The sequence below is a fragment of the Lysobacter niastensis genome, from assembly GCF_031457115.1.
GTDB classification, from domain to species: domain Bacteria; phylum Pseudomonadota; class Gammaproteobacteria; order Xanthomonadales; family Xanthomonadaceae; genus Lysobacter_J; species Lysobacter_J niastensis_A.
On the sequence record NZ_JAVDVY010000002.1, the window covers coordinates 1,039,357 to 1,052,367 of the forward strand.

The following is a 13,011-nucleotide window of genomic DNA, read 5'->3' on the forward strand; positions in this document are numbered from 1 at the left end:
TGCTTAGGAAGTGATGGACGCCGCTTGCGTGCAGGCAGCCTTCAGCCTCATCAGGCCCTCGTGAATATTCACTCGCGGCACGTAACCGAAATCGCGACGCGCCGGGCCCATGTCGTACCAGTGCGTGGTGCTGAGTTGCTCGGCCAGAAAGCGCGTCATCGGCGGTTCGCCCTGCAGCGGCAACACGTGCCAGAGGCCTTCGCACACCACGCCCGCGGCATAGGCCACGCCGAACGGAATGGTCTTGCTGACGGTCGGCGCGCCGGCGGCCTGCAACAGCGAATTGACAATCTCGCGAACCGTCATCGGTTCGCCGTTGCTGATGAAATACGCGCGGCCGGCGCAGGCCGCGCCTGGCGCGAGGTGCGCCAGCGCGTCGAAATGCGCCTGCGCGGCGTTGTCGACGTAGGTGGTGTCGATGCGGTTCTCGCCGTCGCCGACGAAACGCAGGCGTCCGGCCTTGGCGCGCTCGACCAGTCGCGGCAACAACTGATTGTCGCCGACGCCCCAGATCAGCCGCGGGCGCAGCGCGACGGTGGCCAGGGAGGCGTCGTTGGCGGCCAGCACGGCCAGCTCGGCGATCTTCTTGGTGGCCGCATAGGGCGCTTTGAGATGCTCACCATAGGGCACGGTGTCGGCAGTGCCGCCCTCGACCGGATGGGTGGCGCGATGGGTGACGCTGGGCGTCGAGGTATGAACCAGCTTGCCGATGCCGTTGGCGCGGCACGCTGCGATGACGTTGTCGGTACCGACGACGTTGGCCAGGTGGTAGCTCTGGTAACTGCCCCACGCCCCGGCCTTGGCGGCGTTATGGATGATGGCGTCGCAACCTTGCGCGGCAGCGATGACGGCATCGCGCTGGGCCAGGTCGCCTTGCACCTGGGTCACGCCCAGCGTGTCGAGCACCGGGTAGCGGCCGCGATTGAAACTGACCACCTCGAAGCCGCGCTCGCGCAGTCCGCGGCAAAGCGCCTGGCCGAGGAAGCCACCACCGCCGGTTACCAAGATCTTCATTTGTCGCTGTCCTGATGGGTTCTGCTGACCCTAGTGCTGCTGTTGTTGCACATCATCGTTCCAGTATCGCAGTACGCGGCAACCCGGCGCCGAGAGCCTGGCCGTGGCCACCCATTTGCACGACCAGCCGGGCCTGCAGACACAGGAAATCGACGACGTAACCAGCCAACGGAACTTGGCGGCGAAAGCGGAAGCCTTCGAAATTCCGGCGGCGAAGGCCCGCCACAGGCATCTCCCCGCGTCGGCAGGGCGGCCCCGTACAGATGGTCCTTACAGCCTCCCCGCTGCCCATACCGCCAGCTTCTCCCGCCCGATCTTGGCGTTGTGCCGGATGTCGACCGGAAACTTCGGATGCAGCAGAAAGCGTTCGACGCGTGAGGTGTGCGCGAACGATGCTCCCAGCGCGCGCAACTCGCGTTCGATGCGCTGCCACTCACGCGAATGGATGCCGGGGGCCAGCTCCACGCACAGGACGGGCTGCTGCGCGCCCAATGCACCCACACCCACCAGCGCGGTGCGCCGCACTTGCCGATGCGTGTTGAACACCGGTTCGACCTGCTCGGTGTAGAGCGGACCTTCCCGCGTTTCGACGCGATGCGACTTGCGCCCGCAGAACCAAAGCCGGCCGTGTTCGTCGAAGTAACCCAGGTCCCCCATCCGATGAACAACCCGGCCTTCACTGCCGGTCTCGCCGTCGCCAGCGGGAAACGGCTCACGGATCTTCGCCAGCCGCGTCTGCGCTTCGCGATTGAAGTAGAGGTCGGTCACGGACGGCCCGGCCACGGTGATCTCGCCGACCACGCCGTCGGCGACACGCAGTTCGTCCGCCCACGTCCCGATCGGCTCGTCGGTGATGCGGATGATGCGGACCTCGTTCGGCGCCACCGGTCGACCCACGCAGGTGCCGGCGCCGGCTTCTGTCGCCGCGCGCGTGGCCTGCAATTCGCGGCCTTCGATCACCGCCACCGGCAGGCATTCGGTCGCGCCATACGGAGTCCAGAACTGCGCGTCTTCGGGCAGCAGCTCGCGCATCTTCGCCACCACGTCGGCCGGAACCGGCGCGCCCGCGGAGGTCACGCGTTTCACCGTCGGCAACGGCGCGCCAAAGTTGGCCAGCACGGCCATCAACGCCGGCGAGCCGAACAACTGGTCGATGCCGAACCGCGCGATGGCGTCGTGCAGCTTGCGAGGATCCGCCAGCGCCGGCTTGGTCGGGTCCATGTCCGGGATGACCGAAGTCAGCCCCAGGGCCGGATCGAACAACGCGAACGGCGGAAACGTGGGCAGATCGACGCCACCGGGCGCGACGCCGAACGCGTCACGCAGCATCGCCACCTGCGCGACGAAGTGGCGATGCCGGTACACCACGCCCTTGGGCACGCCGGTCGAGCCGCTGGTGAACAGGATCGCGGCGACGTCGTCGGGCTGCGTATCGGCCAATTGCGAACCGGCGCCGGCGCCCTCGCGCTCGACCTGATCCAGCGTCGCATCGGACAGCCATGCGCGCGCACCGGTGGTGATTTGGATGCGTGCCGACTTCGCCCAGCCCAGCACCACGCGCGCAACGTGCGCCAGCGGGATGCCAATGAACGCCTCCGGCTGCGCCTCGTCCAGGCACTGCCGCAGCGCGCGCCTGTCGATGCCGGGATCGACCAGCACCGGCACCGCACCGGCCTTGAACAAGGCAAACATCAAGAGGAAGAACGACGGCCCCGGTCTGACCATCACCACGGTGCGGGTGCCGCGCACGATGCCACGCGCGGCCAACCCGGCGGCGATGGCATCGCTGCGCGCGTCCAGCTCGCGGTAGGTCAGCGCGACGTCGAACCGCGCCAGGCCATCCGGGCCGCGACTGCCCGGACAACGCATGGCGACGCGATCGGGCGCCTGCGCCGCCAACGGCGGCAACGAGGAGGCGATATTGCAGGGTGCTTGGGCGCGGGGTGCATTCATCCATTCATTTTCGCCTGTCCGGGGCGCACTTGCGCCATCGTCGGAATCGCGCAAAATCTCGCCCCCACCCCGCAATCCCCAGGCCGCCCGCGGACGGCCCGTTCATGCAACACCCCTGCCTGACCTGCGGCGCCTGCTGCGCCTTCTTCCGAGTGAGCTTCCACTGGTCCGAAACCGACCCGGCTCTGGGCGGAACCGTGCCCGCGGAACTGACCGAGAAATTCGACTCGCACCGGGTGGTGATGCGCGGCACTTCGTCCAAGACACCGCGCTGCGTGGCCCTTGATGCCGAGATCGGCGTGCGGGCGCGGTGCTCGATCCATCCGATCAAGCCCAGTGTCTGCCGCGAGGTGCCGGCGTCTTGGGAATACGGCGCGATCAGCCCGCAATGCGACAAGGCCCGCATCGCTCACGGCATGCCGGCGCTGACGCCGGAAGACTGGATCGGCGTGGAACCGCCGCCCGCGCCGTAACGCCCGACCCAGCGATTACGGCGTGGCGGGGTAGACCACCTTCCACTCCTTGCTCATGTCGACCACCGTCCAGCCCTGCTGCATGGCCTGATCCCAGGCCTTGTCGAGCTTGGCCAGCGCGTCCTTGCGGTCGTAGGCGTATTCGCGCTTGCTGTCGGTGTGATGGACCAGCCCGGCGAAACGCGGGCCGCTGCCGGCCGTGGTCCATTCCAGCATCTGCCGGTCGCCGTCGGAATTGCCGAACGCGAAGATCGGGCGGCGCCCAATGAAACGCTGGATGCCGACGGGCTTGCCCGGGCCGTCGTCGATCAGGGCGACCTTGGCCAGCTTCACCAGCGTCGGTTTGCCGTCGACCAGCCGGTATTCCAGTTCGCCGTTGCTGCCGATGACCTGCCCCGGCGGGATGCCGTAGACACGCTCGGTCCAGGCGCGCATGAACTCCTGGCCGCCGCCGGAGACGATATAGGTCTTGAAGCCCTTGCTGCGCACGTATTCCAGCAACTCCAGCATGGGCTGGTAGATCATCTGCGGATACGGCTTGCCGGTCTGCGGATGCCTGGCCGTGGTGATCCACTCGCCGACGATGCGGTTGAACTCATCGGTGCTCATGCCGGCATGGGTCGCCGCCAGCATCTCCATCACGCCTTGCTTGCCGGCCGCGGCCACGCCCTTGGTGTCGTTGGCGATGACGGAGCGGTACGGCTCGGTCGTCTTCCACTCCGGATGTTGCGGCGCCAGCGCGCGGATACGGTCGCTGGTGAAGTACAACTCGAACGGCACCGGCTTCTCGGCCCACAGCGTGCCGTCGTTGTCGAACACCGCGATGCGTTCGGAGGCGGGAACGAAATCGGACGATCCCTGCGTGGTGACCTTCTCGACGAACGCCACGATGGCGCGCTTGGAGGCACCGTCATTCCATGAGGGCAAAGCGTCGGCGGCCCGCACATCGGAAGCAAGGGCATCAGTGGCCTGGGCATCGGTGGCCAAAACGGGCCAAGCCGCCATCCATAGCAGGATGGTGGCGACCATCCGCATCCGCATCCGCATCCGCGTCATGCGCAAGTCCTTGCGAGCGAATTTCATCCACGATGCTCCGTTGGCGCGCGGCCGTTTGCGCGCTGCCATTGGCGCCGGAGAAGCGTCAAGAAGGTGTGAGTCTTGCGCGCGGCAAAGGAGCCGGGCACCTCAGGTGCCTGGTCCATGGTCAAGCACTGGTGGCAGCAACCCCGGCTCCGGCCGAGGTTCATGACAAGAAGCGGACTGCTGTTACTTGTCCTTGCTCACCATCGCGTCGTGACCGGCCTTTACCTCGGACGCCGAGAGGTTGCCGTCGTGATCGGTGTCCATCGCGTCGAAGTTGCGCTGTGCGCCAGCCGCGTTTTCGGCCGACGACAACACGCCATCGCCGTTGGTGTCCTTGGACTTGATCTTGTCGGCCGAGGACATCGACATGGTCGACTTTCCTTGGCTCATCCGGGTTTGATGGTGGGCATCCATCTCGGCAGCCGACACGTTGCCGTCTTTGTTGGCATCCATGGTGTCGAACATCTTCTGCGATCCGGCAGCGTGTTCGCTGGCCGAAATCATGCCGTCGCCATTGGTGTCCACCTTGGGCGGGTCGCCGGCCATCGCGGCAAACGACAGCAGCGTCGCCATGGGCAGCGCGACGCCGATTTTTTCACTGATCTTCATGAAAACCTCCATTTGGCCCGCGGTCGGGGCACGGCGAGACTGCGCGCCTGTCCGTAGTCCTCATGTCAATTCGCTGTTCACAAGATGGGTGCCCCGCAGTCCGGCTACGCATGAACAGGGCGCGCAACCGCATCCATGGGACGAGGCGAAAGAATCCCGCTTATTGTTTCGCCCGCGACCTGTACAAGGTCCGTGGAACCGCCTGCCATCGCGTCATCAACGGGATACGTGCCACGTCCAGCGCACGACCTCTTCGTCGTCGGTATCGACGAACGAGCTGCCCATCTCGAATCCCAGCCGGCTCACGACCGTGGCGGACGCGAAGTTTCCGGGAAGCACGTGTGCGATCACCTGTCGCACGATGCCGCTCGCGGCGGCCAGATAAAGCAGCTGCGTCACCGCCGCCGTCGCGATGCCGCGCCCGCGATGGCTAGGAGCAACGCCATAGCCGATCTCCACGCGCCCGTCGACGGGCGCGGCCTTGAAGGTGCAGCCGCCCAGGATGGCATCGTGCGACCGGGGCATGATCAGGAACGGCATGCACCACAGTGGTGGCGTGCCGGCATCCAGGTGCGTGAGCGCGCGTACCGCCACGTGGCGCGGCGGCAACGCGCCCACGGACACCGCGACGTCGCCGAAATCGACGGGCTCGCGCGCCGCCAGGCGGCGCAGGTTGTCGACGTCGATATGGGTCAGTTCGATCATGTGGGCCCCTGCTTAATCGCTGCCACCATCGCAACCGCTGGAATCAGCGGAGGCGTCCGCCGAATCCATGCAGCCGGATGGCTCCGTACCCGACGACGGGGAACTGTCGCCGAAGTAGCCGCGATCAGATGCCCCGGAGTCGCGCCTGGATAGCCGGCGCGATACCGCGAACACAAGCAGCGCGGCGATGCCGAGGAAAGAGGCAAGCGCTAAAGCAATCACGAGTCTTCCCGGTGCGATGGGCCCGACGTCATCAATAGCTCATCGCGATCAGCGCCGGCAATGGCATGCCGGCACGGCGGACCGACCTACGCTGCTGGATGGCTGTCCAGGAAACTGCGGATCGCCGGCACCAGTGTGTCGGCCTTGTCTTCCAGCACGTAGTGTCCCGCGTCCTCGAAGGCCCGCACCTGTGCCTGCGGCAGGGCGTCGGTGAAGCCCTTCAGGAAATGGTGGTCGAAGACAAAGTCGCGCAGTCCCCAGCCGATGAAAGTCGGGCGGTCGGCGTATTCGGGCAGCTTGCGGCCCATGGCCTGCACCAGCGGCCAGGCGGCATCGCCCTCGCCCAGCGGAATGTCCTGGACGAATCGCGAGGTGGAGATGCGGTTGGCCCAGTTGTCGTAGGGCGCGAGATAGGCGCGGCGCACGTCCGCCGGCATGGGCCGCTCGACCCCTACGCGCGCGGTCACGCCTGCGAAGGCGTTGAGACCGCGGATCAGGCCGGTGCCCAGCGTCGAATCGCGACCGAGCCTGAGGCTCTTGGGCAGCGGCTTGGCCGCCGGCAGCGGGAACGCGCCGGTATTGAGCACGACCAGCCGGCGGATCTGGTCCGAATGCGACAACCCCCAGCCGAAGCCGATGCCGCCGCCCCAGTCGTGTACGGCCAGCGTGACCGGCCCCGTGATGCCCAGATGGCGCAGCAACGTCGACACGTCGTCGATGCGCGATTGCAGCGTGTAGGTGTAGCGCGGGCTGGCGCCGGGCGCATCGTCCGGCTTGTCCGACAATCCCATGCCGACATGGTCGGGGACGATGCAGCGGTAGCGATCGCGCAGCCCCAGCACCAGCTTGCGCCAGTAGTAACTCCACGACGGGTTGCCGTGCAGCATCAGCACGACCTCGCCTTCGCGCGGACCCTCGTCCAGGTAGCTCATGGCCACGCCCGGGCGCACCTCGAAACGGTGCGGAGCAAAGGGATAGTCAGGGAAGGCGTGCGGCTGGGTCATCGGCGACTCGTCGGGCACGCGGCCAGGTCGGCCGCGCAAAGATCGCCATTATCCGCTGTGGAGGGGCGCCGGCGTATCCCGAAGTGCCGCGCCGGATTCGGCCGACCCGCCTGGACATGCGCATTTGGCTTCGAGCGCATGCGCTTGCAGTCATGGGCCTGTATCGCTGTTGCGCCTGTCATCAGCATGCCGAAGCCCGATCCACGCAGGCGCAACGACCGATGGTTGCGCATGGAAGCCGCGAAGCCGGTGACCTCGACTTTTACGAAATTGCCGGAAAAGTTCGCATTCATTTTGCTTTGATCTACGTATGACGTAGAGACTGCCGGGTCGTGAACGCAGTTGCCATGATCTCGTGGAGTCCGTGACCCAGTGAACCGAATTGACCACGCTTCCGCTTCCCACCCTTGCCGTTTTTGCCAAGCGCCTGAAGCAGGCCCGCCATGCGCGCGGCCTTTCCCAGCGCGAGCTGGGCGATCACATCGGGTTGGGCAAGCAGGTGGGTAGCACGCGGATCAACCGTTACGAACAGCAGAAAGCCCGATGCGACATGGACACCGCGGCGCGGATCGCCAAGGAACTCGGCGTCCCGCTCGCTTTCTTGTTTGCCGAGTCCGACACACTGGCCGAGATGATCCTTGCGTTCTCCAAGCTGACGAAGACCGACCAGGGCAAGCTGCTGGCGGAACTCAAAAAGAAGATCGCCTCCAAGTCGGACAAGTAAGCTCCGCAAGTGGAGTGCGCGCCGAGCACGTGTCGCCATCCGCTGTCCGAAAACTCAGGAGCCCGCCCATGATCTGTCGCATCTGGCACGGCCGCACCTCGCGCCAAAACGCCGATGAGTACGCCCGGTTCCTGGAGCAGCGCGCGATTCCCGACTACAGGTCGGTGCCCGGCAACCTCGACGTGGAGGTGTTGCGGCGGGACGAGGGCGATGCGACGCACTTTCTGACCGTCACGCATTGGACCTCGGAGGACGCGATCCGCGCGTTTGCGGGCGACGACCTGTTGAAGGCGAAGTACTACCCGGAGGATGAGCACTTTCTGCTCGAGTTCGAGCCTCAGGTGCAGCACTACACCGTGGTGGCCAAGGCTTCGCCGGCAGCGTGAGGGCAACCCGGCTCCCTCATCAGCCCGCCGGGCGGTTTCGAAGGCGAAGCCCACAACGACAAAGCCCGGCGCGATGGCCGGGCTTCGTGTAGTTCATGCGGGCGTGAATCGCCTTACCAGACCACTTCCGCCATCGAGCAGTTCAGGCCCGATCCGATGCCGAGCAGGGCGATGCGCGTGCCCTTCTTCAGGCGACCGCCGTCGCGCAGCTTGGACAGCACGATCGGCACGGAGGCCGGGCCGATGTTGCCGTGCTCGCCGAAGATCGTCAGGACTTTCTTCGGGTCGATGCGGAACGCCTTGAGGAAGGCCTGGGTGTGGGCCTTGCTGACCTGGTGGATGACGAACTCGTCCAGTTCCTCGACCACCCAGCCCAGCGCAGCGCGGGCGGCGGCGAAGGTCTTCTGGCCGAGCTTGAGGCCTTCGATCATCAGCATGCGGCCGTCGGCGACCATGCGGTCGTGATGCAGGTCGCCGATGCACAGTTGGTTCCACTCGGTGGCCGAGCGGGTAACGCTGCCACGGTAACGCGGTGCGCCGGGAGCCAGTTCGCTGCGCGCCAGTACCATCGCGGCGGCGCCGCTGCCGAGAGTCAGCGTGGCCATCTCGTCGCGGAACTGCTCTTCGGTGACGTCGTCGCGGCTGAGGCGGTCGAGCGTCTTCTCATAGGCCAGATCGGCGGTTTCGCCGTTGACGACCAGGGCGTAGTCGATCTCGCCGCGCTCGATCATGCGGCTGGCGATGTCCATGCCGTTGAGGAACGCCAGACAGGCGTTGGCGACGTCGAAGTTCTGGCAGGTGTCGGGCAGGCGCAGGTTGCCCGACACGATGGAGGCGGTGGACGGCTCCAGGTAGTCGCGGCTGACCGAGGTGCTGACCAGCAATCCGACACGGTCCGCGTCGATGCCGGCATCGGCCAGGGCTTTGACGCCGGCCAGCGTGGCGGCATCGGAGGGGCGGACCTCGCCATCCCACAAGCGGCGCTCGCGGACACCGGCGACTTCTTCGAGCACGTTGTACCGGATGCCCAGACGATCGAGCGTGGGCTTCAGGCGTGCATTGATCTCGTCGGACGTGAGTCGCCGCGGCGCGTCGATATGAGCCAGGCCAGCGATGGCGACATGTTGGAACAGCATGGGTGCGGTCCGGAGACAAAAGAACACGCGATTTTAACGCTTTATGACGAACATCTGCCATACGCAGGCGTGTGGTTCGCACTCCCTTATGGGCGTCTACAGCGATCGTCAGCGAAAATCAGCGAAAAAGCCCAATCCGCGGATGAAGGGGGTCCAACAGAAGTGCCCTGTTGCCCGTGCGCCGGGTCGGGTCTCAGGCACGAAGGACCCGGAAAAGGCCCGACTTGCGCAAACCCCGCCATCAGCAAGGAGTGGATGGACGGCTCAACGCCCCAACGGATACGTCTGCGCTGTGCCGCCGACCGCACTGCCGGCCGCGCTGGCGCGACCCGCGCCGCAGCGCCAGGCGGAAAAGCGTTGCTCGCCGTCGGCGGGCTCGGCGACGGGCTGGATCGTGTCGGCCTGCAGTCCGGGCGCCTCGTTGCGGGCCAGCGTTTCCAGCTCCTCGCGCACGCGCAGCTGGTTGCGGTGATAGAACGCGACGTTGTCCTTCACCGACACCACGATCTCGCCGCGTTTTTCGCAACCGGCCGGTGCGCTGCTGCCGTCGACCACGCGCACCGACGAAGCGCCGGGTGCCATGTGCACCCAGGTGCAGCCGACAGCGGTCGCCGAAAGCGCGGCAGCGAGAAACAGGATCCCCATCGAGTGACGCATTACCTACCCCGTTGTGTTCTTGGCGGGACACGCGGTCCGCCTGCAAAAAGGACGGGCGGGATTGTCGCCCCGCCCGTCGTGGTTTTGAACGACGGCGTGTGAATGCCGTCTGAGTTTGCGCAATCAGTGGCTGCCGGCCACTGCCTTGCCGTCGGCGTCGAGCACCTGCACCTCGCCCAGCTTGAGCGCACGCACCGGCGCTTCGATCTGCTTGAGGTCGCCGACCACGACCCAGGTCAATGCATTCGGGTCGATCGTGGCGGCCGCCGCTTTGACCTGTTCCGGCGTCAGGCCCTCGACCTCGGCCTTGCGCTTGAACACGTAGTCGTCCGGCCGGTCGTAGCGGACGATGCCGCTGATGACCCCCATCACCGCCGAGGCCGTCTCGAACGAGCCCGGCAGGCCGCGGATTTCGGTGGCCTGGATCTTCGCCACTTCGGCCGGCGTCGGCGGCGCCTTGCCGGTGGCATAGGCGGCGATCTCGCTCTGCAGTTCCTTCAGCGAGTCGGCGGTCTTGTCGATCTGCACCGGCGCGAAGGCCATCCACGGACGCTGGCCGAGCGCGTTGGAGGTGAAGCTGTAGGCGCCGTAGGCCCAGTGCTTGTTCTCGCGCAGGTTCATGTTGAGACGCGAGGAGAACTCACCGCCGAGCACCGAGTTGGCGAAATCGAACTTGACCGCGCCAGCGTCCTTGGTCGAAGGCACGACCTGTCCGGCGAAGATGTTGGCCTGCACCGCGCCGGGCTGGTCGATCAGGAACACGCGCGGCTTGGCCGGGCGAGCCACCTGTCCGATCTGCGGCTTGGCCAGGGCATCGCCATTGCTCTTCCAGTCGCCCAGGTGCTTGTCGAGCACTGGCACGATCTCCTTCAGCGTGGTGTCGCCGACGACGATCAGCGTCGCGTTCTGCGGGCGCACCCAGTCGTGGTGGAACGCGACCAGGTCCTCGCGCGTAAGCGAGCCGATCGACGTCTCGGTGCCGCTGCCACTGAAGGGCATGGCGTAAGCGTGGCCGTCGCCGTACAGCAGCGGCGGCAGCACGCGCAGCGCGGCTCCGTTCGGGCGCGCCTTCTCCTGCTTGATGCCGGCGATCCAGCTCGCCTTGACGCGATCGATCTCCTTCTGGTCGAAGCGCGGCGTGCGCAGCATCGACGAGAACAGCTCGATCGACGGCTCCAGGTTTTCCTTCAGCGCCGACAGATACGCCTTGCCGCCATCGAGCGAGGCGCCGGCACCGAGATTGGCGCCCAGCGACTCGGCACGGTCGCCGAAGGCCAGTGCATCCAGCCCGCCCGCGCCCTCGTCCATCATGCCCATCGCAAAGCTCGAGGTGCCGAGCTTGTGGCCCTGGTCGGCGCTGAAGCCGCCCTTGAACTCGTAGCTCATCTGCACGACCGGAATGTCGTGGCGCTCGGCGAGGATCACCTGCGTGCCGTTCTTCAACGTCGCGCGCTGCAACGCGGGGAACTTGAGATCCGGGAAGGTCCGGGTCAGCGGTACGCCCTTGCTGCGGTCGACGGTACTGGCGGTGGTCGTGTACTTGGGATCGACCACCGGCAGCACCAGCGGCGCCGGCGTCACCGAGGGGTCTTCGGCAATCGCGGTGCGCGGACCGGGCACCACGACCAGCGTGTGGCTGCCCTTGCCGAGCCATTCGTTGCCGATCGCCTTGATATCGGAAGCGCTCGCAGTCTCGATGGTCTTGAGGCTGTCGCGGAAGCAGCCCGGGTCGCCGGTGTAGACCGCGCACTCGGCCAGCGCGTCGGCCTTGCCGCCGAAGCCGCCGATGCGCTCGATGCCGCGCACGAAACCGGCCTTGAACACGGTGCGCGCCTGCTCCAGTTCGGCCTTGCTCGGCCCGTCCTTCAGCAGCTTGCGGACCTCTTCGTCGATCACCGCCTCGACCTGGGCCGGATCCACGCCCTGCTTCACGTCGGCGGTGATGATGAAGTTGGATCCCAGCTGCATGCCGTAGGCAGCAGCGGACACGTTGTCGACCAGCTTGTCCTCGTGCAGCAGGCGGCGGTCCAGGCGCGAGGAGCGGCTGCCGCCCAGCACCTGCGCGAACAGCTGCAGCTTGTCGAAGTCGGTGGTGCCGGTCTGCGCCACGTTCCAGACGCGATGGACGCGCGTCTGCGGCACCTGGTCGGTCATCGTGGCGCGGGTGGACTTGGCCAGCGGCGATACATCGACCTTGGGCTGGGCCATGCTCGGCGTGGCCGGGATGTCGCCGAAGTAACGTGCGACCTTGTCCTTCGCGGTGGCTGCGTCGATGTCGCCGGCCAGCACCAGCACGGCGTTGTTGGGCCCGTACCAGGTACGGAACCAGCCCTTCACGTCCTCCAGCGACGCGGCATTGAGGTCGGCCATCGAGCCGATGGTGCTGTGATGGTAAGGATGCGTCTTCGGATACAGCGCCTTGCCCAGTTCGTCCCAGACCTGGCCGTAGGGCTGGTTCTCGCCTTCGCGCTTCTCGTTCTGGACCACGCCTCGCTGCTCGTCGAGTGTCTGCTGGTCGATCGCGCCGAGCAGGTGGCCCATGCGGTCGGATTCCATCCACAACGCCATGTCGAGCGCAGTGGTCGGGACGTTCTCGAAGTAGTTGGTGCGGTCGTTGTTGGTGGTGCCGTTCTGGTCGGTGGTGCCGACCAGCTCGAAGGGCTCGAAGAACTCGCCCTTGTGGTTCTCCGAACCGTTGAACATCAGGTGTTCGAACAGGTGCGCGAAGCCGGTGCGTCCGGCCGGCTCGTCCTTGCTGCCGACGTGGTACCAGAGGTTGACCGCGACGATCGGCGCCTTGCGGTCGGTGTGCACGACCACGCGCAGGCCGTTGGGCAGCGTGAATTCCTCGTAGGGGATGTCGACCGTGGCCGCCTTGGGCGCCGCCCAACCCGCCGATGGCATGAACGCTCCGCCCAGCGCAGTGGCGAGGGCAAGGGAAAGCACGGCGGGACGAAGCAAGGACATGGTGGAACTCCTGTGGTGGGTTGGAGGCCCGGACACGCCTTGTCCCGGCCGAACCTGCATCCTAGTCGCGCACGAGGG

The 13,011-nt window shown here is 66.4% G+C and carries 13 protein-coding genes and 1 pseudogene; 3 read left to right on the top strand and 11 right to left on the bottom strand.

Annotated elements, in window-relative coordinates; genetic code table 11:
* Positions 1 to 3 precede the first annotated feature (3 nt).
* Genes oleD through oleC form a run of 3 tightly spaced genes read right to left on the bottom strand, consistent with a single transcriptional unit; the run spans position 4 to position 2,967 of the window.
* Positions 4 to 1,014: a 2-alkyl-3-oxoalkanoate reductase gene (gene oleD / locus J2X06_RS14045; RefSeq protein ID WP_310063399.1), complete on the bottom strand. Its 1,011-nt coding sequence runs from the start codon at positions 1,012 to 1,014 to the stop codon at positions 4 to 6.
* Between the two features lie 52 nt (positions 1,015 to 1,066).
* Complete coding sequence (locus J2X06_RS18080; protein WP_430539586.1) at positions 1,067 to 1,306, bottom strand: DUF559 domain-containing protein; 240 nt, start codon at positions 1,304 to 1,306, stop codon at positions 1,067 to 1,069.
* The gene (oleC, locus tag J2X06_RS14050) at positions 1,285 to 2,967 is read right to left on the bottom strand and encodes an olefin beta-lactone synthetase (RefSeq protein ID WP_310063402.1); all 1,683 of its coding nucleotides are present in this window, start codon (positions 2,965 to 2,967) and stop codon (positions 1,285 to 1,287) included. Before oleC ends, J2X06_RS18080 begins: the two co-directional genes overlap by 22 nt.
* A 104-nt stretch (positions 2,968 to 3,071) precedes the next feature.
* Here oleC and J2X06_RS14055 point away from each other — a divergent pair, with 104 nt between their 5' ends.
* Complete coding sequence (locus J2X06_RS14055; protein ID WP_310063403.1) at positions 3,072 to 3,440, top strand: YkgJ family cysteine cluster protein; 369 nt, start codon at positions 3,072 to 3,074, stop codon at positions 3,438 to 3,440.
* A gap of 15 nt (positions 3,441 to 3,455) precedes the next feature.
* Here J2X06_RS14055 and J2X06_RS14060 read toward each other — a convergent pair whose 3' ends face one another.
* The 5 genes from J2X06_RS14060 to J2X06_RS14080 form a co-directional block, all read right to left on the bottom strand.
* Positions 3,456 to 4,523: an HAD family hydrolase gene (locus J2X06_RS14060; protein WP_310063405.1), complete on the bottom strand. Its 1,068-nt coding sequence runs from the start codon at positions 4,521 to 4,523 to the stop codon at positions 3,456 to 3,458.
* A 183-nt stretch (positions 4,524 to 4,706) separates the two neighbouring features.
* A complete protein-coding gene (locus tag J2X06_RS14065; protein ID WP_310063407.1) occupies positions 4,707 to 5,132 on the bottom strand; it encodes an EF-hand domain-containing protein in 426 nt (141 codons plus the stop codon).
* A gap of 216 nt (positions 5,133 to 5,348) precedes the next feature.
* Positions 5,349 to 5,837: a GNAT family N-acetyltransferase gene (locus J2X06_RS14070; protein ID WP_310063409.1), complete on the bottom strand. Its 489-nt coding sequence runs from the start codon at positions 5,835 to 5,837 to the stop codon at positions 5,349 to 5,351.
* A gap of 308 nt (positions 5,838 to 6,145) precedes the next feature.
* The gene (locus J2X06_RS14075) at positions 6,146 to 7,063 is read right to left on the bottom strand and encodes an alpha/beta fold hydrolase (protein WP_310063411.1); all 918 of its coding nucleotides are present in this window, start codon (positions 7,061 to 7,063) and stop codon (positions 6,146 to 6,148) included.
* On the bottom strand, positions 7,060 to 7,356 hold the full coding sequence (locus tag J2X06_RS14080) for a hypothetical protein (RefSeq protein ID WP_310063413.1): 297 nt from the start codon (positions 7,354 to 7,356) through the stop codon (positions 7,060 to 7,062). The genes J2X06_RS14075 and J2X06_RS14080 overlap by 4 nt, the downstream gene beginning before the upstream one ends.
* Before the next feature lie 89 nt (positions 7,357 to 7,445).
* Here J2X06_RS14080 and J2X06_RS14085 point away from each other — a divergent pair, with 89 nt between their 5' ends.
* Both J2X06_RS14085 and J2X06_RS14090 read left to right on the top strand, forming a co-directional pair.
* On the top strand, positions 7,446 to 7,787 hold the full coding sequence (locus tag J2X06_RS14085; protein WP_310063414.1) for a helix-turn-helix domain-containing protein: 342 nt from the start codon (positions 7,446 to 7,448) through the stop codon (positions 7,785 to 7,787).
* A gap of 68 nt (positions 7,788 to 7,855) precedes the next feature.
* Positions 7,856 to 8,173 (top strand): antibiotic biosynthesis monooxygenase family protein, encoded by a 318-nt coding sequence (locus J2X06_RS14090; RefSeq protein ID WP_310063416.1) that lies wholly within the window; start codon positions 7,856 to 7,858, stop codon positions 8,171 to 8,173.
* 113 nt (positions 8,174 to 8,286) lie between these two features.
* On the opposite strand, the gene J2X06_RS14095 is transcribed toward J2X06_RS14090, so the two are convergent.
* The 3 genes and pseudogenes from J2X06_RS14095 to J2X06_RS14105 all read right to left on the bottom strand — a co-directional run bounded on the left by J2X06_RS14095 (position 8,287) and on the right by J2X06_RS14105 (position 12,933).
* Positions 8,287 to 9,309: a 3-oxoacyl-ACP synthase III gene (locus J2X06_RS14095; RefSeq protein ID WP_310063417.1), complete on the bottom strand. Its 1,023-nt coding sequence runs from the start codon at positions 9,307 to 9,309 to the stop codon at positions 8,287 to 8,289.
* 336 nt (positions 9,310 to 9,645) lie between these two features.
* A pseudogene (locus J2X06_RS14100) lies at positions 9,646 to 9,954 on the bottom strand (DUF4156 domain-containing protein); the annotation flags it as partial.
* Between the two features lie 135 nt (positions 9,955 to 10,089).
* A complete protein-coding gene (locus J2X06_RS14105; RefSeq protein ID WP_310063419.1) occupies positions 10,090 to 12,933 on the bottom strand; it encodes a M16 family metallopeptidase in 2,844 nt (947 codons plus the stop codon).
* Positions 12,934 to 13,011 lie beyond the last annotated feature (78 nt).

What these genes read in the sequence shown, in the direction of transcription:
- oleD (WP_310063399.1), bottom strand. Translation starts at nt 1,014, where the DNA reads ATGAAGATCTTGGTAACCGGCGGTGGTGGCTTCCTCGGCCAGGCGCTT.
- J2X06_RS18080 (WP_430539586.1), bottom strand. Translation starts at nt 1,306, where the DNA reads ATGGGCAGCGGGGAGGCTGTAAGGACCATCTGTACGGGGCCGCCCTGC.
- oleC (WP_310063402.1), bottom strand. Translation starts at nt 2,967, where the DNA reads ATGAATGCACCCCGCGCCCAAGCACCCTGCAATATCGCCTCCTCGTTG.
- J2X06_RS14055 (WP_310063403.1), top strand. Translation starts at nt 3,072, where the DNA reads ATGCAACACCCCTGCCTGACCTGCGGCGCCTGCTGCGCCTTCTTCCGA.
- J2X06_RS14060 (WP_310063405.1), bottom strand. Translation starts at nt 4,523, where the DNA reads ATGAAATTCGCTCGCAAGGACTTGCGCATGACGCGGATGCGGATGCGG.
- J2X06_RS14065 (WP_310063407.1), bottom strand. Translation starts at nt 5,132, where the DNA reads ATGAAGATCAGTGAAAAAATCGGCGTCGCGCTGCCCATGGCGACGCTG.
- J2X06_RS14070 (WP_310063409.1), bottom strand. Translation starts at nt 5,837, where the DNA reads ATGATCGAACTGACCCATATCGACGTCGACAACCTGCGCCGCCTGGCG.
- J2X06_RS14075 (WP_310063411.1), bottom strand. Translation starts at nt 7,063, where the DNA reads ATGACCCAGCCGCACGCCTTCCCTGACTATCCCTTTGCTCCGCACCGT.
- J2X06_RS14080 (WP_310063413.1), bottom strand. Translation starts at nt 7,356, where the DNA reads ATGAATGCGAACTTTTCCGGCAATTTCGTAAAAGTCGAGGTCACCGGC.
- J2X06_RS14090 (WP_310063416.1), top strand. Translation starts at nt 7,856, where the DNA reads ATGATCTGTCGCATCTGGCACGGCCGCACCTCGCGCCAAAACGCCGAT.
- J2X06_RS14095 (WP_310063417.1), bottom strand. Translation starts at nt 9,309, where the DNA reads ATGCTGTTCCAACATGTCGCCATCGCTGGCCTGGCTCATATCGACGCG.
- J2X06_RS14105 (WP_310063419.1), bottom strand. Translation starts at nt 12,933, where the DNA reads ATGTCCTTGCTTCGTCCCGCCGTGCTTTCCCTTGCCCTCGCCACTGCG.